General features: G+C 46.3%; 26 protein-coding genes and 2 pseudogenes. 4 read left to right on the top strand and 24 right to left on the bottom strand.

Features of this window, described 5'->3' with window-relative positions:
- Positions 1-125: 125 nt before the first annotated feature.
- The 21 genes and pseudogenes from KBW69_RS22025 to KBW69_RS21920 form a co-directional block, all read right to left on the bottom strand.
- Positions 126-305: a BrnA antitoxin family protein gene (locus tag KBW69_RS22025; protein WP_257282292.1), complete on the bottom strand. Its 180-nt coding sequence runs from the start codon at positions 303-305 to the stop codon at positions 126-128.
- A 34-nt stretch (positions 306-339) separates the two neighbouring features.
- Positions 340-591 (bottom strand): annotated as a pseudogene (locus KBW69_RS22020) (BrnT family toxin); the annotation flags it as partial.
- Between the two features lie 178 nt (positions 592-769).
- Entirely contained in the window at positions 770-1,108 is a 339-nt protein-coding gene (locus KBW69_RS22015; protein WP_257282291.1) for a hypothetical protein, read from the bottom strand.
- A gap of 138 nt (positions 1,109-1,246) precedes the next feature.
- Positions 1,247-1,738, bottom strand: a complete 492-nt coding sequence (locus KBW69_RS22010; RefSeq protein WP_257253574.1) for a GNAT family N-acetyltransferase — start codon at positions 1,736-1,738, stop codon at positions 1,247-1,249.
- Positions 1,739-1,841: 103 nt separating this feature from the next.
- A complete protein-coding gene (gene brnA / locus KBW69_RS22005) occupies positions 1,842-2,072 on the bottom strand; it encodes a type II toxin-antitoxin system BrnA family antitoxin (RefSeq protein WP_257253572.1) in 231 nt (76 codons plus the stop codon).
- 58 nt (positions 2,073-2,130) lie between these two features.
- Complete coding sequence (locus KBW69_RS22000) at positions 2,131-2,319, bottom strand: BrnT family toxin (RefSeq protein WP_257253571.1); 189 nt, start codon at positions 2,317-2,319, stop codon at positions 2,131-2,133.
- A 377-nt stretch (positions 2,320-2,696) separates the two neighbouring features.
- A complete protein-coding gene (locus KBW69_RS21995) occupies positions 2,697-2,846 on the bottom strand; it encodes a hypothetical protein (protein WP_257282290.1) in 150 nt (49 codons plus the stop codon).
- Positions 2,847-3,013: 167 nt separating this feature from the next.
- Positions 3,014-3,499 carry a hypothetical protein gene (locus KBW69_RS21990; protein ID WP_257282289.1) on the bottom strand — a complete coding sequence of 162 codons (486 nt, stop codon included), beginning with the start codon at positions 3,497-3,499 and terminating at the stop codon, positions 3,014-3,016.
- An 8-nt stretch (positions 3,500-3,507) separates the two neighbouring features.
- A complete protein-coding gene (locus KBW69_RS21985) occupies positions 3,508-3,753 on the bottom strand; it encodes a hypothetical protein (RefSeq protein WP_257254962.1) in 246 nt (81 codons plus the stop codon).
- A gap of 273 nt (positions 3,754-4,026) precedes the next feature.
- Entirely contained in the window at positions 4,027-4,614 is a 588-nt protein-coding gene (locus KBW69_RS21980) for a hypothetical protein (protein WP_257282288.1), read from the bottom strand.
- 294 nt (positions 4,615-4,908) lie between these two features.
- Positions 4,909-5,193: a hypothetical protein gene (locus KBW69_RS21975; protein ID WP_257282287.1), complete on the bottom strand. Its 285-nt coding sequence runs from the start codon at positions 5,191-5,193 to the stop codon at positions 4,909-4,911.
- Between the two features lie 235 nt (positions 5,194-5,428).
- Positions 5,429-5,677 (bottom strand): annotated as a pseudogene (locus KBW69_RS21965) (Txe/YoeB family addiction module toxin); the annotation flags it as partial.
- Positions 5,678-5,686: 9 nt separating this feature from the next.
- Positions 5,687-5,941: a type II toxin-antitoxin system Phd/YefM family antitoxin gene (locus KBW69_RS21960; protein WP_257282286.1), complete on the bottom strand. Its 255-nt coding sequence runs from the start codon at positions 5,939-5,941 to the stop codon at positions 5,687-5,689.
- Between the two features lie 99 nt (positions 5,942-6,040).
- Positions 6,041-6,850 carry a lipopolysaccharide core heptose(I) kinase RfaP gene (rfaP, locus tag KBW69_RS21955; RefSeq protein ID WP_257274933.1) on the bottom strand — a complete coding sequence of 270 codons (810 nt, stop codon included), beginning with the start codon at positions 6,848-6,850 and terminating at the stop codon, positions 6,041-6,043.
- 29 nt (positions 6,851-6,879) lie between these two features.
- A complete protein-coding gene (locus KBW69_RS21950) occupies positions 6,880-7,596 on the bottom strand; it encodes a glycosyltransferase family 32 protein (RefSeq protein WP_257282285.1) in 717 nt (238 codons plus the stop codon).
- A 12-nt stretch (positions 7,597-7,608) separates the two neighbouring features.
- Entirely contained in the window at positions 7,609-8,790 is a 1,182-nt protein-coding gene (locus tag KBW69_RS21945; RefSeq protein WP_257282284.1) for a glycosyltransferase family 4 protein, read from the bottom strand.
- Positions 8,787-9,788: a lipopolysaccharide heptosyltransferase I gene (waaC, locus tag KBW69_RS21940; protein WP_257282283.1), complete on the bottom strand. Its 1,002-nt coding sequence runs from the start codon at positions 9,786-9,788 to the stop codon at positions 8,787-8,789. Before waaC ends, KBW69_RS21945 begins: the two co-directional genes overlap by 4 nt.
- Before the next feature lie 2 nt (positions 9,789-9,790).
- The gene (gene waaF, locus KBW69_RS21935) at positions 9,791-10,834 is read right to left on the bottom strand and encodes a lipopolysaccharide heptosyltransferase II (RefSeq protein WP_257282282.1); all 1,044 of its coding nucleotides are present in this window, start codon (positions 10,832-10,834) and stop codon (positions 9,791-9,793) included.
- A 226-nt stretch (positions 10,835-11,060) separates the two neighbouring features.
- Positions 11,061-11,987 (bottom strand): branched-chain amino acid transaminase, encoded by a 927-nt coding sequence (locus KBW69_RS21930; protein ID WP_257282281.1) that lies wholly within the window; start codon positions 11,985-11,987, stop codon positions 11,061-11,063.
- A gap of 367 nt (positions 11,988-12,354) precedes the next feature.
- Positions 12,355-15,303 carry a bifunctional [glutamate--ammonia ligase]-adenylyl-L-tyrosine phosphorylase/[glutamate--ammonia-ligase] adenylyltransferase gene (glnE, locus tag KBW69_RS21925; protein ID WP_257282280.1) on the bottom strand — a complete coding sequence of 983 codons (2,949 nt, stop codon included), beginning with the start codon at positions 15,301-15,303 and terminating at the stop codon, positions 12,355-12,357.
- Complete coding sequence (locus KBW69_RS21920) at positions 15,303-16,181, bottom strand: LysR family transcriptional regulator (RefSeq protein ID WP_257255146.1); 879 nt, start codon at positions 16,179-16,181, stop codon at positions 15,303-15,305. Before KBW69_RS21920 ends, glnE begins: the two co-directional genes overlap by 1 nt.
- Before the next feature lie 106 nt (positions 16,182-16,287).
- Between KBW69_RS21920 and KBW69_RS21915 the strand changes: the two genes are divergently transcribed.
- On the top strand, positions 16,288-16,968 hold the full coding sequence (locus KBW69_RS21915) for a pirin family protein (protein WP_257254100.1): 681 nt from the start codon (positions 16,288-16,290) through the stop codon (positions 16,966-16,968).
- Positions 16,969-16,998: 30 nt separating this feature from the next.
- Positions 16,999-17,619 carry an isochorismatase family protein gene (locus KBW69_RS21910; RefSeq protein WP_257254101.1) on the top strand — a complete coding sequence of 207 codons (621 nt, stop codon included), beginning with the start codon at positions 16,999-17,001 and terminating at the stop codon, positions 17,617-17,619.
- 37 nt (positions 17,620-17,656) lie between these two features.
- Here the strand turns inward: KBW69_RS21910 and KBW69_RS21905 are convergent, their stop codons facing one another.
- Both KBW69_RS21905 and KBW69_RS21900 read right to left on the bottom strand, forming a co-directional pair.
- Positions 17,657-19,270: a hypothetical protein gene (locus tag KBW69_RS21905; RefSeq protein ID WP_257282279.1), complete on the bottom strand. Its 1,614-nt coding sequence runs from the start codon at positions 19,268-19,270 to the stop codon at positions 17,657-17,659.
- A 34-nt stretch (positions 19,271-19,304) separates the two neighbouring features.
- Positions 19,305-20,963 carry a hypothetical protein gene (locus KBW69_RS21900; RefSeq protein ID WP_257282278.1) on the bottom strand — a complete coding sequence of 553 codons (1,659 nt, stop codon included), beginning with the start codon at positions 20,961-20,963 and terminating at the stop codon, positions 19,305-19,307.
- A 129-nt stretch (positions 20,964-21,092) separates the two neighbouring features.
- Between KBW69_RS21900 and KBW69_RS21895 the strand changes: the two genes are divergently transcribed.
- Positions 21,093-21,554, top strand: a complete 462-nt coding sequence (locus KBW69_RS21895; RefSeq protein WP_257282277.1) for a hypothetical protein — start codon at positions 21,093-21,095, stop codon at positions 21,552-21,554.
- Positions 21,555-21,758: 204 nt separating this feature from the next.
- On the opposite strand, the gene KBW69_RS21890 is transcribed toward KBW69_RS21895, so the two are convergent.
- Positions 21,759-22,010, bottom strand: coding sequence for a hypothetical protein (locus KBW69_RS21890; protein WP_257275778.1), 252 nt, complete (start codon positions 22,008-22,010; stop codon positions 21,759-21,761).
- A 47-nt stretch (positions 22,011-22,057) separates the two neighbouring features.
- On the opposite strand from KBW69_RS21890, the gene KBW69_RS21885 reads away from it, so the two are divergent.
- Positions 22,058-22,243 (top strand): hypothetical protein, encoded by a 186-nt coding sequence (locus tag KBW69_RS21885; RefSeq protein ID WP_257282276.1) that lies wholly within the window; start codon positions 22,058-22,060, stop codon positions 22,241-22,243.
- The last annotated feature ends 93 nt before the right edge of the window (positions 22,244-22,336 follow it).

Raw genomic sequence — 22,336 nt, 5'->3', positions numbered from 1 at the left:
AGCCGTGAAACCAGAAACTGGCAATTACCGGCAGAGGTATGGCTTAACCCTGAGCGATCAGAGAATCAGCAGCATTGTGATTTAGCTGCATAAGTTGAGGCGACATCTACCTTGAAAGTTACCGGTTACTTCCAAGACATATTGAGTTTACGCTGCTTCTGGGCACAGTCTCTGAGATAAAGATTTATTAGGCTTTGATAGGAAACACCTAAGTCATCCGATAGGGATTTGAAATATTCAATTGCATCTTCATCAATACGAATTGTTATTTGTTTTTTTAATTTTTTTGTATTGGGGTTTTTAATGCCCTTACTGAAATCATACTCTTATCTCATTGTCTCATCTGCCTTTATAAGCCGTAGCTTCACTTTTGTTAGCTCGTCTCTCAGAGATGATACGAATGATTTCATTCTCACTGCGGTAGCAATGGCAAACAACTAACACTTTCAAGCTAACACTCATACCTAAAAAAACGAAACGATCTTCTTCGTCAGAATGGTCTGGATCACCAACAAGAAAACCATTCTCATCTAAAAATACAGATTTCGCCTCCTCAAAGCTAATTCCATGCTTTTTGAGGTTTTTCTTGGACTTTTCTACATCTCACTCGAATGTAAATTTTCTCATGCATAGAGTGCAACTACATTGTAGTGGTTTTCACTTTTTCTACTTATCTGAAGGAAAAGCAAGATGTTTCTTGAGCCACCTAACCCAGAGCTGACGGGCAGCGTAGCTGTGTCCCCGCCAAGCGAGTTGTTAGGTGGCGTAGTTATTTCTGAAGGTGGTTTACGATGATGGCGAGAGTTTCTTCTATTTTGTCAAAACGTTTGTCGTGCTGGTCAAAACGTTTGTCGTGCTGGTCAAAACGTTTGTCGTGCTGGTCAAAACGTTTGTCGTGCTGGTCAAAACGTTTGCGGTTCTCAGACTGGTAAGCCTCAATCTTGCGGTCTTGCCGCTCAAACATGAGCCGATTCTCTCGCTGGTTTTCGAGCACAATCTTCTGTGTTTCCCCAGTAATCTCGATGAGCCGATGTACAGCGTTATCCAGCGATTCAAAATGGGATTCAAGTTTCTCTACACGATATTCCAGTGACATACTGCGTACCATTATCATTTGTTGCAGGAGCAGTCAGCATAGCAGACATTGAGAGATTGCACAGAGACACCTAACGCCAAGTTAAGCGGTGGCAACGCAGGCGGCGTCTGATGGAAAGGCGCAGCCCCGGGAACGAACTTGAACTTTTTGTTAGGTGGGCATGATCATTTGCCAGTAGCCAACATCTTGCCACTGATTGAACTTAAACCCTACTTTCTCAAAATGAGCAACTTTTTTCATTCCTAGGTTTTCGTGTAAGGCAACACTTTTTTCATTTGGCAATGTTATACAACCAATAGCTGTTTTAATTCTTTTACTCTGTAATTTTTTTAACAACTCTCTATACAAAGCGCTACCAAGTCCCTTACTTTGAAAGTTCGGATCAAGATAAATAGTAGTTTCTACGGAAAACCGATATGCACTACGGTCATGCCATTGTGAAGCATAAGCATAACCGACTACTTTTGAATCATTTATTAACACGATCCAGGGCAAACCATCTGACTTAATTTTATTAACCCTAAAATCAATATCAGATGCTAAAATCTCTTCTTCTTCAAACGTAAATGCAGTGTTCCTTACATAGTGATTATAAATTTCTACAATCCGTTTAATATCACTGCTTTCGACCTCTCTTATCATTATTTCTGCCTCTTAACCGTGATATGTGGACACACCTAACGGCTGCAGCAAGGGAGCGAGCGCAGTGAGCGTCCCCGTTGGCTGCACTTGCTATGCTGCGCTCTCATCTGCGGGTTTGATCTAATTTTTCAGCCATCCATGTTTTTACTATTGCTTGACGAGCAACTCCAAGCCTGGCTGCTTCTTTATCAAGGGCATTGATCATCCATATTGGAAAGTCAATATTGACACGCTTTGTATCAAAATCAGGACGATGACCCTTGTCCCACTGAACCACATTATCAATTAGCTCACTGCCCTCATCAAAGGCTTTGTCGAAATCTTCAGTTTTCATAGCAAGTAATCTCCTTTGTTCTCGAACGGCGAACTGAAATAATTCTGATGTTATCTCCTCATAGTGTATAAACCGCTGTCCAGTGTTTGCCTTTGTACCTTGCAACCATGAGGAATCGCTCTTCTCCTTCAAGACTTGCAGGAAAGATGATTTTTGACTCATCCTCCCATAAGTTTTGAGCTTCATCGAAGTCAATACCATGTTTGTCAAAATTAGTCATACTTTTATTCGGATCGTATTCAAACAAGTGATTTTGACACCTATAAATACAGCAATTAGGTATCAATTATATACCATTTGATGCTAGCAGCCTGTCGGACTTAAGGCTGTCCTACTGCGGTTGCAATAAATTGGTCTAAAAATTCCTGCTTCTTCGTCAAATAGCTCGCTATTCTCCTCAGAAGCAGAAATTTTTATCCTCAATTTCTTGCAATCCTCGCTACGGACGCTTAAGTCCGACAGGCTGCTAGGTATAGCAGCATAACGCTTCAATCAGCCGCCACCGAAGACAGACGGCTGGATTGATTTGGTACGCCCGGCATGGGCATCAACTTATGGGGTGAAAGTCACGGCAAAATCATGAAAGTGCCTGCCCAGCAAGAACTTCAGCCAGATAGCGTGTGCTCATAGCTCCTCAATTTCTCTCGATGACAGTGCTATTCCCAGGGTTTTCAAACCCGGCCAGTCGAAGGAAAAATTCACAAACTCATCGAAGATATCACTGACAAAATACATCCGGCTTTCTGTGCGGCCATGGCCTGTTTTTCGGGTCATATAGCTATCATCTTGCCATTGGTTCAGCTTCTCCAAAGAGAAGTGATGATCAAAAGCCTTTTCAAGCTTGCCCTGATTGCCTTTGACCGTCAGCCTCCTTTTCGACTATGGCCCGGGGCATATCTCGAATTTCAGGGGGGTTCATGATTTTTCCCTGGTTAGGCGCGCTACACCTGCCTGAGATGGTTAATATTGATAGCCATGACTTCATGAGATGCAAAATAACTGTATGCTCTCAAATCATCGGTTAATACTAAACAATCCAAACTCTTCGCAGCTAAAATTACTGATATATCAGTGATGCCCATATAGCTGAATCCTTCAGCACTAATGACTTCATCTTTTTCAATATACAGTTCATTTACTTCATATAATGTAGGTAATATTGAAACTATGAATTCTTTGAACTTGATTTCATTTATTTTTTCAAGAAAGTTCCACGTTTCAGCTAAAACTTGAGGTGTAACTACAATTCTGGAAAACTGAGATACATATTCATTTAGCCAGTGGAAATCCTGCTCTGTATACGTTGCAGTTCGTTTAAACTTTGGTACAAACTCTGGTTCATACTTGCCAACCAAGTATAAAACGAGAAGGTTAGTGTCTAGAAATGCACCCTGTTTTTTGTACCGTACTAACAAATCGGCAAGCATTAGAAATATTAAACTGTGCGTATTTTCATATATATCACGTCGCCAGATTCAGCATCAATTTTAAATATTTTATAGCTTGTTACTCTATTACCTACGCTTCCAAGTGCAAAAAGATCAGACATTCCTAATGTGATCAACCAAGAACCATCATCATCAAGTTCAATTTCTTCAATGGAGAGCTTTACACTTTGGGATGTAATAGACTCAAAATATTTTGCAGCAATCTGAGCTGCTTCTTTTGCATCAATAGCCATAAATTTTCCTAAATCTGTTTAACTAATAAGTTGGTCTAATATTAGACTCTGATAGGGTTTTTAAACATTTCATTTTGAGTGAAGTGACTAAGTCCAAAACTCAGCATCTTCCTACCGGTCTATACAGCGTACCCATGTACTCAAAAACACCTGATTTTGCAACCATAATACAAGATGCTACCAGCAAACCGTTGTACTCATGAGCTGCTTGAGCGCATAACGCCTAAATCAGGTGCTCCGCAGGCGTCACCTGGATGCAATTGGTATATTTCGTTACTCAACATATTTGGGGTACAAGATATCTTGAGCTGGCATTTGACCATATTGTTTAATTAATCTGTCTGCTTCAAGCTCAAACTCATGGCTCGCTATACAAGCATCCCAGATAGATCTGGCAGATCCGCCCAAGAAATTAGAGGATGAATGAACAACCTCATAAATATTTAACTCGACTCTCATTGCTTTGAAATCCATTTCACTCCATGGTTTCCACCCTTCTTTGGTTAAATACCAGTAGTTTTCATTCTTTGATATGGATTTTGGATAACATTGAGAGTCTGAGTTCCAATATGTTGAATAGCTTTCGTGCGTCTGCTCGACATATGCTAAAAACTGCCTTTTAGCGGAATTATCAAAACTATGATTTTCCTTTAGTAAGCTGGCGAAGTTGTTTTCATTCTTCTCTGTGATGGATATGTCTATTGGCAGGGATGAAATCAACCCGTTATAAGATTTATACTCGAAGGATTTTGCAAAAATTTCTTGCAGACGAGTTTTTTTTATGGATAAATCTTCGTCTTTTAGGGCCTTATGTAGGGTTTCCACAATTGAGTGGAGTTCGTTTTTAGAGCTTACTTTCATTTCAATTCTCCAGTGCCTACCCCGTTTACTTACCAGCAAATCAAAATGAAACTATTGATTGTATGTCTTTTAGTGATGACTAGAGTTGGGGCTCAGGCCTCATCAAAGCCTATGCAGCCTTCGCTACATTGAACTCGAGGTTACATGAAATATTTAATATGGTCAATGTTTCTCAGTGCGAGATGTAGAAATATAACGCCGAGGTTTGGGGCAACCGGAACAGAGCGAAGCGGCGAGTAGGTTGACCCAGCAGCACACGACAGTGTGATGCGATAACACCGACTTGTTATGTGCTTAAAAGAAACTCTCTGTACCAGTTAAAGAACGAACTAATAATTGAATCTTACCACTAAGCCAAGAATAACCTCCATCAGGGTCTTGATTAGAACATTCATCAACTTCAATTGAAAGAACTTGACCGAAGTGCGCAATCGAATCTATAGCTACTAGATAGTGGGTTGCGCCACCTTCAACAGCAATGCACTTAGCACCATTCTCATTAAGGATTTCACAGTGTGGATAGCTGTCAAATTCTTCTCGACTCATCTCAACCAGTTCCATTTTTAGGCCATGAATCATATTTATTCCTTGTTGTTAATCTAGCGACACATAGCGCTTTGCTCACCGGAAAATTGGGAAGCGCAGCACGGCAAAATCATGAAAGTACCTCCCCAGCAAAGACTTCAGCCAGATAGCGTGTACTCATAGCGGCTTTCTTTTGTTTTCTCTTCAGGCCTGCTTTGAAGGTTTTCGTGTTGTTCAGCAGATTAACTGTAATATGTCTGAAGCCTGCTAAAACTTATGCCCTTTCTCATCAGGAATCGTAGTGATAACGACAGGAAATAATAGTCAGGGTGTTGCCTTCAGCCACATAAACCAGACGGTTAGTGTCATCAATTCTGCTAGACCAGAAGCCGGAAAGGTTTTCTTTTAGTGGCTCCGGCTTCCCTATGCCCATAAACGGATTACGTTGCGTATCAGCAATCATCTTGTTGATACGTTTGAGTGTTTTCTTGTCTTGTTTCTGCCAGTACAGGTAGTCTGCCCTCGCCTCCTTTGTCCAGCCTGTACATCAGTCATCGGTTAACCCTTGTTGCTCAGTTTGGCTCTTGCGAAACTGCTGAATGGACCTTTCCAGATGCGTGGCGTTCTCGGGGCTTTTGAGTAGATGCACTGTTTCCATTAAAGCGTTGAAATGATCCAGGGACATCACCACCGCATCGTCAGCATCTCTTCTTCTGATAACTGTATAATCGGCATCATTTACCACCTGATCCAGAACAGCCTTTAATTGACTTTTGGCCTCAGAAAAATTAATGATTCTCATGCTAATTCCCCAACTTGTATTGTTTTCACTACAGTTATAACTTGTCCAACAGCTAGCACAAGTAAGAAAACGAAGGAAATGAAGGTGCAGGCCTGGGCTTTAAACGTCATTTTTCCCCGCCTTTCGTTCCATGCGCCGATACAGTTTTACCGCTTTCTTCTCAATGCGAGTGAGCAAAGCGTTATATTTTCTCAGTGTGTCTCTGAGAGACAGCCCTGTATAGGCTTTCAAAAAACGAAAAACATCATTTCGAGTGATGCCATAATCCATGGCTGAGAAGTACATCCCGGATAAGTCTTTCAGTCGCCATCGGTCGGGTGTTTCATCCCTGATCTGGGCCCGGTGGAGATCGATCAGATAAAACTTCAGGTTCTCCGGGTCAGGGGCTTGGGTTTCAGGCATCATGAAATGGCACAGATAATAATCACGATGATTGACGCCGTTGTCATGGAGTTTTTTGCTGATTTCTGCCAGCTTCAATGTCATGGCTTGCTTCAATCGAAAGGAAGGAGGCGTGTTTTTCCAATGCTCACAAAAGTCTTCCAGAGTTACCATGTTTGCTAGCTCTTCGGTCACCAGAAAAGATCGACGTGTCGCTGGGTTATTCCCGGTTTCCCCATAGGCGACAGGTGTCATAGTATCAATGCCAATCTCATGGAGTTTGTTCAGGGCTTCCCATTCATTTCTGGCGCCAAGAACCGGTTTGCGTAAATGCAAAAAGTTCTCGAGAATTTCAAACCAGCCCACGCCGCCATGCACTTTTGCAAAATAGCCTTTACCGTTCAGTTCAAATCGAAAGGTACGACGAGCCTCAAGTGCTCTATAGACCTCTCCATCCATTGTTTCCAGCAGTGATTGAGGATCCTTGCCTTGCCAGGCTTTTTTAAAATCGTCTCTAAGATAAAACATGAAGCCAGAATTTCAGTATCCAGACACTACTATTGGTGAGATTTGAATGACTTATCCAGCCACTCAGAAAGCTTTCTTTTTTTCTTGAAAAGTTTATTTTTCAGGGACATTGACCTTGACGTGGGTACCCAGGAGCCGACTTCATGATGAATGGTATAGCAGTGCTCAACCTCATGGGTATTTTGCTGATCAGGGTACATAAAGGATCTGTGAAGTAACTTGATACCCTCAATCTTTTGAGTAACAGCCTTCCTGAGTCCTTTTTCTTGAAGTAATTTCGTTAACAGTTTGGGGCCTGTCAGATGATCTTTTCTAAGGATCCTCTTAGCTAGCTTTATATCGTACTGATTCATGAGGGTTTTGACAAAAGGTGCCTGTTTTTTGGCAGCAATCACAGCAGTGCCTATGTAGCACCTATGGTGATTTTCATCGGATTCAAAACCAAAAAGGCAGCAGACATCATCTTGAAGTTCATGTTCAAAGTTCTGCTTAACCTCGATATCGGTATCGAAATAGATACCACCATGTTCGTATAAAACATACAGGCGAACATAGTCAGCCAGAAACGCCCACTTTTTAGCACTAAGCATGCTTTCAAGGTATGGGTGCCCTCTCGGAATGTTGTCTTCATTCCAATGTATGATTTCATAATCAGGAAAGACGTTCTGCCAATTCTTGATATAAAGTCGTTCCTGTTCAGGAAGTGGTCCACCAAACCAGCAATAATGAATCTTTTTAGGGTGCATTGACTCGTACGCCTATAAATATGACTTCAACGACTGATTGCTGGGAGTGGGCCAGGCATTCTTGCCAGACTTTCGATCAGCCTGTTCAATAATAACATCAGCAGCCTGCTCAGGAAGGCTATACAGATCCTCAGAGCGGCTAAAAGCAAGGGCGTTGTTTTGCCATTCCAGCCAATGCTCTGACTCAAGCATTGTGCTGAGAGCCTCATTCAGAGAGCCCTGGTTAAAAGGACTGGGCAGTACGGTGCCTGCTTTGGCGTCACGGATATAGTGTGCATAGCCACAGAGATCGGTGGTCAGCACAGGCAGTCCTGCAACCAGTGCTTCGAGCAGAACGGTACCAGTATTCTCGTTGTACGCTGGATGAATCAGCAGGTCTGCACCCAGCAGAAATCGAGGGACATCATCACGGCCAGCAAAAAAACGAAGCTGATGCTCAATGCCCAATTGTTTGGCCAGTGACTCAAAGGGTTTTTGTTTGTCCTGACCCATAACAAAGAATCGCGTGCTTTGTTTTTGGTGCGCGGGTAATGAGGCAATAGCCTTGATGGCTCGGTCCAAACCTTTGGTTTTGAAGCCTGAACCTACCATTAGAACCAGCTTGTCTTCATCAGTGAGGGCAAAGGCTTTTCTGAATTCTGCTCTAATGGCATCGGCATCGGCATTGTCGGGTCGGCATCGATCTCTTGAAATACCCGGAGGAAGCAAGTGAATGCGTTCTTCAGGGGTGTGGTAATAATGCTGAAAAACAGGCTTTTGCAGGGCCGATATCAGCAGGGAAACGGTTTTGCTTTCCTGAGAGAAAACCGCTTCTTCAAAGGCCTTGTAGTGTCGGAAGCGTGGCGTGAGCCGATACCACCAGCCTTTTGATTGGGCTTTATCCAGATAACAGGTATCAGCGGCATAATAGATATCCAGCCCCGGCATTTTATTAAACCCTACTAAAGTCACTTCGGGTTGGTGAGCTAATGCTTTGCTGACCTCCTGCTGGAAGCTCTTCATCCTGGCATGGTTGGAATGGCCACTAACTTTAAGAAACCGGATATCAAAGCCGCCGGGTTGTTCGCCCTGCCAGCAGGTGGTGAAAACAAGAACCCTGTGGCCTCTTTTCTGGCATTCAAGGGCAATTCTCAGGAAATCTCTCTGCAACCCCCCAAAAGGAAAATACTTGTAAAGCGCAAACGCCAGTATCATGAAGGCTCCTCTGGCAGAAGCTTCTCCAGATAGGGCCAGACATAATCGGGAGTCATGGGCGTGAAGATTTCCGGGTCGGCTTTAGGGAGCTGACGCTCAGGGCACTGGTCAACAGTCAGATGAGTTTGAGAGCTTCCGTAGGCTCCTACCCGGTCGGGACGGGTCGGACCATAGAGAGAAACAGCGGGTGTTTCCAGAGCTGCCGTTAGATGACCCAGTCCCGTATCGACTGCAACCGCAGCTTTAGCATTGGCTATGACGCCAGCAATGCAAGTTAGACTGAGGCGTGGCAGCACCTCAATATTATCGGAACTCTTTGCAATGCAATTGGCTCGCTCTCTCTCTTTTTCGTTGCCCCACGGAATGACGATATGCATCCCGGCTGCCTGAACTTTTTGGGCCAGTTGACACCAGTAGGTTTCTGGCCAGTGTTTGGTAGGCCATGTGGTGCCATGGATAAAAACGACATAGGGTTTATTGTTAACCAGGTCGTCATCGAACCTGGATTGGTCGAGCAAAAACTGTCCGGGTTGCTCTGGCAATGGGTAGTTCAGCGATTGGGCAAACAGCTGACGTACACGCTCTACTGCGTGTTGTTCCCAGTTTACCTTTTGTGGAAAGTTATAAAATTTTGCAACAACAGGCTCTCTGGCTGAGTTTTTATCCAATCCGAACTTAGGGCCTTTTGCCATGCGGGTAATCAGGGCACTCTTCAGCAATCCCTGGGCATCAATGACGGCATCATACTGTCTGGCTTTAAGATCCTTGCGAAAACGACACCACTCTCCTGAACTGACTGTATTCAGGATCGAATTTCGCCATCGGCGCACAGCGACAGGTATGACTTTATCGACAGCAGGGTGCCAGCGCGGGATTTCTGCAAACCCTTCTTCGACGACCCAGTCAAACCGGATACCCGGAATGGCTTTTGCGGCATCGGTTAGGGCTGGAAGCGTGTGAATTACGTCGCCCATAGATGTGGTTTTTACAATAAGCACTTTCAACCCTGAATCTCCAGAGTCTGTTCACCAGAGAGTCGCTTCAGGGCGTCCAGAACCATTTCGGGTCCCAGCTTTTTCATACAGTCCATATGTTCCAGAGGGCATTCACGTTTGAAACAGGGGCTACAGTTCAGTCCCAACCAGAGTGTTTCACTGTTGTCGTTCATTGGGGGGGTATGAGCAGCAGTGGTTGAGCCATAGACAGCCACCAGTGGTCGAGAAAGTGCAGCGGCAATGTGCATAAGACCAGAGTCGTTTGAAACCACAGCGCTGGCCAAAGACATCAGGTCAACAGCATCGGCCAGAGTGGTTTGTCCTGCCAGATTAAAACAACGCTTTTGCAGGTTTCCGGGCAGGTAACTCATGATTTCATCGGTGACAGCGCGGTCTTTTTCGGAGCCGAATAACCATACTTGCCAGCCTTTCTGAGCCATCGTCAAAGCCACCTCGCCATAATAACCGGCAGGCCACTGTTTCGAGGGGCCGAATTCAGCGCCGGGACACAGCGCAAGAATGGGCAGGTCATCGGATAGTTGATAACGGTGCAATGCATTGGCAACACTATGGTTTTCAACACTCAAGGCGGGTTTGGGGAGAGGAGAGGGCAGTGGCGACTTTGCCGGATAGGCTAAAGCAACAAAGCGTTCAACCATCAGAGGGTATTGTTCTTTATCCAGAACTCTTAAGTCGTTGAGCAGGCCGTACCTCATTTCTCCCCGCCAGCCAATTCTGACGGGAATGCCAGCAAGGAATGGTATCAGGGCAGACTTCAGTGAGTTGGGTAGAAGAATGGCCACGTCATATCCTTCAGCTTTCAGGTTTCTGGCTATCCTGTTGCGCATGGTCAGATTCAGGCTGCCGTGTCCTACAGGCATATCTATCCCGCTGCGAACTTCAGGCATTCGCTCAATGATGGGGCGGCTCCAGCCTGGTGCCAGCACGTCGATGACAGCCTCTGAATGTTGTCGTTTCAGGGCAATGAACAAAGTCTGAGCCATTACCATATCCCCCACCCAGGAGGGACCGACAATCAAGTACTTCACGGTGTGGCAGTTCCTGTTTCCAGCTCTTGCAATTGGGCACGCTACCGCCCTCGGTGAGAGCAAGCTGTCACCGATGGCAGAATAAGCAAACTGGTTCGAGCCCAGTTTCAAATGAGTAAGCGTATCCCGGACTCTGACAGGTCAGGGATGTAAATAAAAAGTGGCGCAGATTATACGCCACTTTTTTGATCAATAACTCGTAATTGTTACAGCTTGCCTGAGTGAATTACTTCACATGAGCCAGCCACTCAGGGTAGGCTTCCCGCTTGCCCTGTACCTGATCAAAGTACATGCTTTGCAGTTGCTCGGTGATCGGGCCGCGTTGACCGCTGCCTATGATACGGCCATCGTGCTCGCGAATAGGCAGCACTTCGGCTGCCGTACCCGTAAAGAAGGCTTCTTTAGCAATATAAACTTCGTCACGCGTAATACGTTTTTCTCTCACTTCCAGACCCAGTTCCCGGGCAAAACGGATAATAGTGTCGCGGGTAATCCCCTCCAGACAGGATGTCAGCTCAGGTGTGTAGAGAATACCATCTTCTTTCACAATGAAGATGTTTTCACCACTGCCTTCGGCGACATAACCTTCATTATCCAGTAGCAGAGCTTCTTCACAGCCACTGTCCAGGGCTTCACGCAGTGCCAGCATGGAGTTCATGTAGTTACCATTCGCCTTGGCCTTGCACATGGTGATGTTGACGTGGTGACGGGTGTAGGAAGAGGTACGGATTTTGATACCTTTTTCTTTGGCATCCGGGTCCATGTAGGAAGGCCAGTTCCATGCTGCAATGATACAATGAACCGTTAGTCCTTCTGCACGAAGGCCCATGCCTTCAGAGCCCAGGAAGCACATGGGGCGGAGATAGGCACTGTCCAGACCGTTTTCACGAACCACTAGCTTTTGAGCTTCGATCAGCTCTTCACGGGAGTAAGGGATCTTCATGCCCAGGATGTGGGCACTTCTGAACAGTCGGTCAGTATGCTCTTCCAGGCGGAAAATAGAGGGGCCTTTGTCGGTGTTATAGGCTCGAACACCTTCAAAGACGCCCATGCCATAGTGCAGGGTATGGGTCAGAACGTGGGTTTGTGCTTCTCGCCATGGAACCAGCTTGCCATCAAACCAAATAACGCCATCTCTATCGGCGAAGGACATGCGAAAACTCCCGATGCAATCCAGTTATTTCAACCATGAGAATGCGGCTATGTTCATGGTCAACGGGGCAGCCTTGTTTTCTCATGGTGGTATTGTGATTTTATTGAAGACCCTGTTTTTTGTGAAAGTCTATTCGTTGCTTTGGGCGACGGCAGTCTTTCTATGCTCATGCTATCTATGCTCACGGCTGTTTCGTGCTCATGGCTACTCAGCCGGGTGGGTCTCAGGCCTGGCTGGCAGGCCGCTGTGGATAGGGCGACCATGATTCTGTCTGTGCTTCGGTAATCGGCAGGCAGATGGGTATTGGATCATACTTTGCTGATGATTCCAAACCGCTGAGCCTGTCGCAAGCGCTGCGCCGGGACATTCATTCCATCCATTGTTGCCAAAGTGCTTCAACCTGTCGGGTGAAGGGCTCTACCCGGAGGATGTCCACAAAGGATGGCTCGTTTTGCAGAGCTTTTAAGTGAGCCGCTTTTCTCAGGAATTTATAAGCTTCTCTGAGTCCTTCAGCTTCACGGGCAGTCAGGTAGCCGGCTTTTTCCAGTGACTCCGAGATTCGAATGTTATCCGTGAAACGCGCAACCTCGGGGTGAGAGTGTGCATGGGCTAATACGGCGTATTGCATCAGAAACTCGATATCGACAATGCCGCCGCGATCATGCTTTAGATTGAAGAGGGGTTGGACTCGTTTATCCCGTCGGGATTTTGTCAGATGTTCTTTCATCTTTCGACGCATCTTGATGACCTCTTCTTTTAAGGTCGCAGGCTCCCTGTCAGTAGCCAGAATGCTTTTTCGCAGTGATTCAAATTGTGCTGTCAGCTGTTTATCGCCAGCCACTGCCCTGGCTCGGACCAGAGCCTGATGTTCCCAGGTCCAGGCTTCATTGCGCTGGTACTTTTCAAAAGACGTCAGTGAGCTGACCAGCATTCCGGAAGCACCGGAAGGACGGAGACGCATGTCGACTTCATAGAGTCTTCCGGAAGGGGTTTGAGCAGTGAGGATGTGTATGATTCTCTGACCCAGTCGTGTGTAGAATGTGGAGCTTTCTATAGGGCGCGGGCCGTCTGTTTCTTTATGGGTGGCACCATTATGCACGAACACCAGATCCAGATCTGATCCAGGGCCAAGTTCAATGCCGCCGAGTTTGCCGTAGCCAATGATGATAAAGCCGGGGTCACAGATAGAACCGTCTTTACCCGCAGGATGTCCGTGCCGCTCAATCATGGTTTTCCAGGCAAGGCCGACCACCTGATCCAGCAACGCTTCGGCAATCCAGGTCAGATAATCACTTTCCTTCATTAAGGGTAATGTCCCTGCGACCTGTGCTGCCGCTACTCTCAACAGATGTGACATCTTAAAGTAGCGCAGTGCTTCCATCTGGGCTTCCAGATCATCTTCCGGAATATGCGTCAGTTGTTGTCTGAGATCTTGCTCAAGTTCCGCCTTTTCGGGTGGGTTATAAAGGTCACCGATATCCAGGAACTCATCCAGCAAGGCCGGGTGCCGGGCGATTTGGTCTGCTATCCAGGGGCTGGCTATGCAGAGGCTGATGAGGTGTTCCAGTGCTTTGGGGTTTTCCATCAGTAGAACCAGATAAGCTGTTCGGCGCAAAACGCTTTCAATAAGAGGAAGGATGCGTATCAGAGCCAGATCAGGTTGTTCACTTTGACCAATGTGCTCCAGTAGTGACGGCATGAAATGATCGAGTCGCTCACGGCTTTGGCGGCGGATTCTGGTAATGGCTTTGCCATCCCTGAGCGCTAACAGGCGTCGCCTCGACGCTTGTGGCTCTGAAAAATGGTTCTCCTGAAACTGTTTTAATTCCTCGTCTTCGGTGAGGTTGCACTGCCACAGCAGTTTCCAGTGCTCCTGTACCGTCTGCTGTTGATCGCTGGATGTTTCCGGTACAGACACGACTTCGTCAAAGTGGCTGACGACTTGCTCCCTGTGAACATCCAGCGTACTCATCAGGGAAGGCCAGTCCTGATGTCCCATGCTAAAAGCAATTCTTTCCTGTTGCTGGCTGTCCACCGGCAGCTCCTGTGTTTGCCTGTCCTGTAAGGCTTGAATAGCATGCTCAATATTGCGAAGGTAGATATAGGCGTCAGTTAACGCTTGAGTGACTTCTTCTGGCAGGTATTGGGGAGAGAGCAGGCTTAGGATAGTGAGCAACCCCTTCTCCTGTAGACTTCGATCCCGGCCGCCGTGTATCAGCTGGAATGATTGGGCAATGAACTCAATTTCTCTGATGCCGCCAGGACCCAGTTTGATGTTGCCTTCCATGCCTTTGCGCTTCACTTCTCTTTGAATCAGGGTTTTCATATCCCTGAGTGCAGAAATAGCGCTGAAGTCAATGTACCTTCTAAAAGTGAATGGCTTCAAAATGTTGAGCAGATTCTGACCTTCAGGGATATCTCCGGCAATAGCTCTGGCCTTGATCATGGCGTAGCGCTCCCAGTCTCTGCCCTGATCCTGGTAATACTGCTCCATAGCGGAAAAACTCATTGCCAGAGCACCACTGGTACCATAAGGCCTTAGACGCATATCAACCCGAAATACAAAGCCGTCGACTGTCTGGCTGTCTATGACTTTGATCAGACGCTGCCCCAGCCGGATAAAGAACTCCTGATTATCCAGAGAGCGGCTCCCACCGACGGTTTCACCTTTGTGGGGGTAAGTGAACATCAGGTCGATGTCGGAGGAAAGGTTCAGCTCTTGCCCTCCCAGTTTGCCCATGCCGAGTACGATCATCTTTTGTGGTTGAGGCGACTCACCATAAGAAGCACCCATTGGGGTGCCCCAGGTTTTGCAGGCTTCTTGATAGAGCCAGTTTAGTGCCTGATCGACGCAGGCATCGGCCATGGCAGAAAGATCCTGCGTGGTTTCCTGCATGGTGCACAGACGGTTGAGGTCGCGCCAGATGATGTTGACCATCTCCCGGTTTCTATATACCCGAAGTTGATACATCAGGTCGTTTTCGTTGAGTGCTGCGTCCTGAGTGAGCAGGTGAAGTGCCTGTTGGTGCCTGTCAGGTTTGGCTGTTTCTAACCTATCCGGATTCTGGTGGAGTTGGAAAACAAGATCCGGATGCTTCAGGCATTGTTCAAAAGCAAAATCGCTGCCTGCCCAGGTTTTATAAAGTTGAGCGAGAAATGCGGGAGATAATGAGTCAGGCCTGTCAGTCAGGTCTTTTGTCCGACAGGTTTCCAGAAACTCGTCCCATTGTTTCTTCAGGATGGTTTTTACCGGTGCAGGGCAGTTCATTGGCTCAAGGCTTTTTATCGGCTCAAGGCTGTCATCTGGCAACTCCATTATTGGAAACCCTCTGTTGAAAGGTGGTTGAGCAGTGCTCGAACTTTAGGTGTTGAGCCACGGTGACTGGGGTACAGTGCATATAAGTCGACAGGCTCAAATTGCCAATCGGGAAGAATATTGATGAGTGTGCCTTTTGCCAATTCACGCTTTGCCATATACTCCGGCAGTTCGGTGATGCCCAGTCCTTTGATGGACATTCTCATCAGCATGGAAAAGTCATCGCAGCGCACAGTCGGCTCAAACCTCAAGGTCGCAGTTTCATCTGCGCAAAAGAGATGCCAATCGGGGCTGCGTTCTTTCGCACTCATCAACATTAATGGATGCTCTAACAAGTCACTGGGCGTTTTGATGTTCTGTTTTGCAAAACCCGGAGCCGCATATAGACGCAGACGGATGGAGCAAAGTTTTCTGGCAACAAGTCCGGAGTCCGGCAAGTCTCCGATTCTAAACGCCAGATCATACCCTTCTTCAATCAGATCAACACGTCGATTGGTCAAACTAAGATCAAGTTCAACCTCAGGGTAGCATTGACAGTAATGGGCAAGGTGATCGCCAAGTAATGCCTGACCGACACCGAGAGAGGTGCACACTCTAAGGCGCCCTTGAGGTTTTTCCAACATGGATTCCACTGCGCTGCCTGCGGCTTCATATTCCTCTTTGATCCTTTTGCAGTATGTGTAGTAGCGCTGACCGATTTCAGTCAGATGCAGCGTTCTGGTGGAACGCTCCAATAGCCGCACACCCAACTGGGACTCCAGCCGGGTGATCTTGCGGCTGATGTTGGATTTTGGCGTATTCATTACTTCCGCAGCCTGAGTAAAGCTGCCTCTCTCTACTACCGTTGCGAACACCATAAGATCGTTAAGGTCAGTCATTTGTTATCAAATATTGAACAGTGTTGTGTATGAATGAATATATATCAATTTTAGATAACAAACTAATCTAGCTTCATCACTTAACGAAACAATCAAGGATTGAGCGATGGAAATTTTGACATTAGACCAACTGCCACAGGGTGGTTTCGCCGGACTGGAAGAAAAACAGGTCGTTACCGATTATCGGGTATTTGGTGCTCGCAAGCGCCCTGAGACAGCGAATGGTATTGGCAACTTCGTTTATCTTGCTGATGCCAGGTTCTTGCCTCATGGTGAGACAGGTATGCACCCGCATCATGAGATCGACGTCATCAGTGTCATGGCAAAAGGTCGCGTGAGTCATGGTGGATCTCTGGAACATGGAAGAGGCCTGATCACTGGAGAGGCGCAGGCACAACGAGCGGGTGGAGAAGGATTCACACACAACGAAGTGAATCCGGATGGAACGGCCAATCAATTGATTCAACTCTGGGTTTTGCCAGAAACAGAAGGTGAGCCGGCGGGCTACAAAGCTTATACCCCCGAAGCCAACGTCAGGACACGTATTTATGGAGGAAGCAAAAAACAGACGAAAACGTTTGATAGCCACACCGTGATCGAAATGGTTCAGGCTACAGAGGAGTATCAGACACAGCATAGTGGCGAAGTTATGGCTTACCTCAGTACCGGAGAGGCAAGCATCAATGACGAAACCATCCAGGCCGGCACTTTGGTGAGAACGACTGAATTGAACTTTGTCGCCCATCAGGACAGCCAGCTGATCTTAATTTTTACCGAATCTTTCTAATCAAAAAGACATAATAATAAGGACGTGATCATGACCAAAAAATACTCTGAATTTTTAACGCCAGACAACGCTGTATTGGCAATGATTGACCACCAGACAGGGCTGATGGTTGGACTGGGTGATGAACACCCGACCGTGCTGAAAAACAACATTGTCGGTCTGACCAGAACGGCAAAAGCCATTGGCTTGCCATCGGTGGTGACCGCCAGCTTACCCGAGGGGCCAAATGGTCCGGTGATGCCTGAAATTACCGACGTACTGGGTGGGGAAGTGATTGAACGTGAAGGGCAGATCAATGCCTGGGATAGCCTGACGTTTAAGCAAGCGATTGAGAAAATAGGCCGTAAAAAAATCATCATGGCGGGTGTTGTAACCGACGTATGTTTACTGTTTCCGGCCTTGTCCGCCGTCGAAGAAGGCTACGATGTGTACGCTGTGGTCGATGCCTCGGGCACCTGGAATAAAACGGTTCAGGAAGTCACAATACAGCGTTTGACTCAGGCGGGTGTCAAAGTGACGACCTGGGCTTCGGTTCTGGCAGAGCTGATGAACGACTGGCGCAGTGAATACGGTGAAGCATTGGGGAAGGTGTTGGCTGAGCATACGACCAAGTATGGCTATGTGATGAACAGTTATTTCGCCAGGGGTTAATAATGAGTGGCGAACGCAGCAGTTCGCCACCCAATGGTCATTGGGTGGCGCTATTTTCACAACTTGTTGAAGTAGTGTCCTTATCCGGAATTAAATAGTTTTTAAGCTGGTTTACCAGTCTTTGTAAATGAGTAATATCTTTTATATTCCTTATCGAAGAATAAACAGAGTTATAAGTTTCTGTGGGTTCAGTTGTGAAATATACAGAGGGTTCTGTGGGTTCATTATCCCGAGTTATCCAGTTGCCATCTGCATCTTTAAAACAAGCCTCCCGGAAAAGATCAATTGTTTCATCTCGTTTGTTGGCGGAAAGGGCAAAGAAAATTAATGCAAAATTACCAACCGCCTCATACTTGTCTTCCAGGGATGAGCCTTGTTGAAGAATAATGTTTATACGCTCTATCTCTCGACGGGCAATCTTTTCTACAAGAGCCTGTCGATTTGTATACAAACCTTCGATGACATTTCTTGTGAACTGTTGCAAGTTAAAGCTTCTACGTGCGTGAAATGTTCTTGACATCCTGGCTATGCGGGCAAGGGAGTGGGTGAAGCCAAAGCGGAAGGTATGGGTACAACTGGCACAATAATCAACAATATATTCATAGTCTTCCCCCAGGGCATTGCACATCGCAGCAGCAAGATGGACATACACGTCGCCAATTTCTTGTTTATCCACGAGCCTCATGCAATTCAACACATGTAGTATTGGATTAACAAAAAACTTATCCAAAACTTTGAAAGGTATTTCTTCGTCGTCCTCTGAAAGATCAAGGTTGGGTTGATGAGTATTCCGGGACGGGTCATCACCTCCATGACCGAGCAACGGACGAGGTATCGGATGTTCAATCTCTCTTTGAGTATGGGAAGGAGCGTTTTGCTGGCCCCCTCCAGCCAACTCGCTACTACCGGATGGCGGTTGGACTTTACAAACGCCACGGCAGGAACCGACGTAACAATTGAAGCCGTAAGTGTGCTGTTGTTGTTCAGGGCCCTGGTTACCGCCGCCAGAGCCGGAAAACGTAAATCTGAAAAAACAGCCTCTAAGTAGGTTGTTTGATGCAGAGGCCTGCCGACCGGATGATGCTGATGGCGGGTTTTGTTGGCCACTATTTTGTTGGCCACTTTGTTGTTGACCCTGCCCGGGGAGCATCATAGTGATGATTGCAAATGGGTGATCCTGACTTGACTCCGGTTGATCCATCGGCTTGAACTGCGGCAAATCGTTGTTCCAATATCTTTCCAATAGCCAGCCAAGGGTGACAAACACTTCTAATGGTATTCTTGAATAGGGTTTTGCGTTCAGAGCGGCGTCACTGGTGGTCATAATCAGTTCGTTAGCCACCAGAAAATGAGTGGCGTAAATCAATGGCCAGGAGATTGACTCAAAAAAGGAGTTTTTTGCCCCGTAACCGCCAGGTCCGGGTGGGTTGTCATCTGGCAGAAAAGTTGACTCTGCATAGCCGTTTGTGTCGGCAAGGTATAAAGGGTTACCCAATGTATGTTGGTCTGGCTTTATAGAAAAGCTCTCTTTTGAAAAGCTTCCATCCTGTTGAAACCCGACAACCAAATGTCCCTTCAATGATTCGGCCTGACAGACGACAGAGAACCATGAAAACAGTATCAGCAGCGCCATAGTGAACGAGTTTTGCATTAGATCACCTTTGATAGTCTCCTGGAGACCTTTATCATTCACCAGCGGTTTTCCGGTTGGGCTTATTTCCACAACTTGTTGAGGCAGCGCCCTTATCTGGAACTAAATAGTCTGCAAGTTGATTAACGAGTCTTTGTAAATGAGTAGTATCTTTTATATTCCTTACTGAAGAATAAACATATTTATAAGTATCTGTGGGTTCAGTTGTGAACTCTGTGCTGTATTCTGGGGGAGGATTACGGGGTATGCTGTTGCCGTCTGCATCTGTAAAACAAACCTTCCTGAAAAAATCACCTGCTTCTTCTCGTTTGTTGGCGGAAAGGGCAAAGAAAATTAATACAAAATTACCAACCGGCTCATACTTGTCTTCTATGGATGAGCCTTGTTGAAGAACAGTGTTTACACGCTCTGACTCTCGACGGGCAATCTTCTCTACAAGCGTCTGGCGATCTGTATTCAAGCCTTCGATGACATCTACTCTGAACTGATGCAAGTTCAAGTGACGTGAATCAGGTTTTGTTAACAACTCGGCCATACGGCTAAGCGGGTGGCTGAAGCCTAATTCGAAGTTATGGGCACAATTGGCACAACAGTCAACAATACATTCATATTCATTCTCCAGGGCATGGCACATTGCAGCAGCAAGATGTACGTACTCGTCGCTAGTGTCGTGTTTATTCATGAGGATTCTGTAATTCAGAAAATTTAAAATTGGACGAACGAAAAATTCAGATGAAAGTCTGGATAATGTTTTTTCGTCAACACTTGAAGGATCAAATTCTTCAAAATCTGATAACGCCCCGGTTTCTTGATGAGCAATTCTAATAAGACACTCTTCAAGGCTGGGTAAATGAGGATTTCGGGACGGGTCACTACCTATGTTACCGAACAACAGACGAGCTAACCAAGGTTCAATCTCTCTTCGAGCATGGGGAGGAGCGTCTTGCTGGCCCCCTTCAGCTAAATCGCTACTACCGGATGGGCGCTGGAGTTTACAAACGCCATTACAGGAATCGACGTGACAATTTAAACCGTATGTATGCTGTTGTTGTTCAGGGCCCTGGTTACCGTCGTCGCCAGAGCCGGAGAGCATAAACCTGAAAGAAGAGCCTTTGAGTTGCGTGGTTGATCCAGAGGCCTGCTGGCCGGATGATGCTGATGGCGGGTTTTGTTGGCCACTTTGTTGTTGGCCATTTTGTTGTTGCCCCTGCCCGGGGAGCATCATAGTGGTGATCTCAAATGGGTGATCCTGACTTGACTCCGATTGATCCATTGGGTTGAGCTGCAGCGAATCGTCGTTCCAATATCTTTCCAAAAGCCAGCCAACAGCGAAAAATGCTTCCACAGGTATCCATGAATAGGCTTTGGTGTTCAGAGCGGCGTCATTGGTGGTCACAACCCTTTCGTAAGCAACCAGAAAGTGAGCGGCGTGAATCAATGGCCACGGGATCGACTCAAAAAAGGAGGTTTTTACCCCGTAACCGCCAAGATTAAATGGGTTGTCATGAGGAGGAAAAGTTGACTCTGCATAGCCGTTTGTGTCGGCAAGGTATGACGAGTCGCCCGTCAATGATTCGGCTTGGCAAACGGCAGACAGCCACGAAAGCATTAAAAGCAGTACCGCAGAGAATGATTTCTTCATTAGATCCCACATGGATACGTTAATAGTTTGTTGCTCGTAGTGCTCAGGCATTCATTTTCTTGAGAGGAAAGTTAGACTAAGAAGGTGATAGAGCAAAAAAATAAGCGTGTTTTTTTCAAAAACAAACGGTTGCAGCGGGTAAAAAAAACCCGCTACTGCAAAAGAGTCGTGAGCTTTTTTTTGTTCGGCATCTTTGGCCTGTCAGAACATTGGCTTTTTGGTCTATTCCTTCCGGGTGGTCGAAACGTCATCCCTGATCTACGCTGTGATTCAGTTTTTGCCGGGGTGGTTATGGAAAAGTCGTTATTCTCAGAGCTAAAGCGCATTGGTATCGATGAAGAGCTGGCCAGCAGGGTCAGTGCTTCCCTTGACCCTGAATACAATGCCAGTAAAAAAGATATACTCGTCTTGCAAGAAGCTATGCTGCAAATCCAAGCACGCACCGATGAACGTTACCACGAACTGAGAATTGATATGCACAAAGGATTCACAGACTTGCGTGCAGAAATAACAGATGTTCGTAACGATGTGGCCACAGTTCGCGCTGAAATGGACTCCATGCACCGGCAATACTGGATTACCTTTGGCGGCCTCATTACCACGATTTTCAGTGTCTTTGCTGTAAACGGGTACTTCCATTAACGCAAAGGCTTATGGGTTGTAGCGGTATTGTACGCATGAAAGTTTTTTTCAGTGAACTTTATAAAAACATCCTTGTCATAGTTAAGGTTGTGTAATTTTTTTGACCCCAGGATCATTAAAAAATTCAGGCGCTGGCTATTAAGATGCTGGCTATTAATTAGTATCAGTGGATTAAGTAATTAAACTTTTCAATCACTGCTGACTTTAACTCGGGCATATATAAAATGGATAGTCCCATTGGGCAAAGTAGCTGCCACCAAAATAAAACTGCAGTAACACATGCAGTTCAATCAGACTCAAATCATTCGTATCCGGGCAAACAGCCGGATCATCAGAAAAAGGATACGCCTGTCTGGCAAGCAGTTCCAGCCGCTCCAATGGTTGCGGCAAGCGACGATGCATTAATAAAACAAAAGAAGCCACTGAGTGATTACATTGGGCATCATTGTCATTCATTACGAAATCTGATTACAGTGACCACACCGCAACCGGAGGTCTCCCTGTTGCCGGAGAATCTGCTGGATGCAGCAGAACAGAGGCTGCTGTCAATCGCAGAACTTGATGAGATGCAAAGACATATCCGTCTGCAAACAAACGTCACTATTAACGGTAAACCTTGTGAGCTGGAAACACTGCCCGATGACACACCGCTCTTTTACCAAATTGAGCGGAAAGCCCCGTACTTCTAGTTCGGGGATGGATAGCTCGCAGTCTGAAAGACTGCCTATGCAAAATACTTGTTGTATTTACAGCTTTCATTGTAAAATGTAAGCATGACTAAG

Origin of the sequence: Endozoicomonas sp. ISHI1 (assembly GCF_024606225.1) — a bacterium.
Classification (GTDB): Bacteria; Pseudomonadota; Gammaproteobacteria; order Pseudomonadales; family Endozoicomonadaceae; genus Endozoicomonas_A.
The sequence above is the reverse complement of the archived record's forward strand: the minus strand, read 5'-3'. Positions and strand labels throughout refer to the sequence as shown.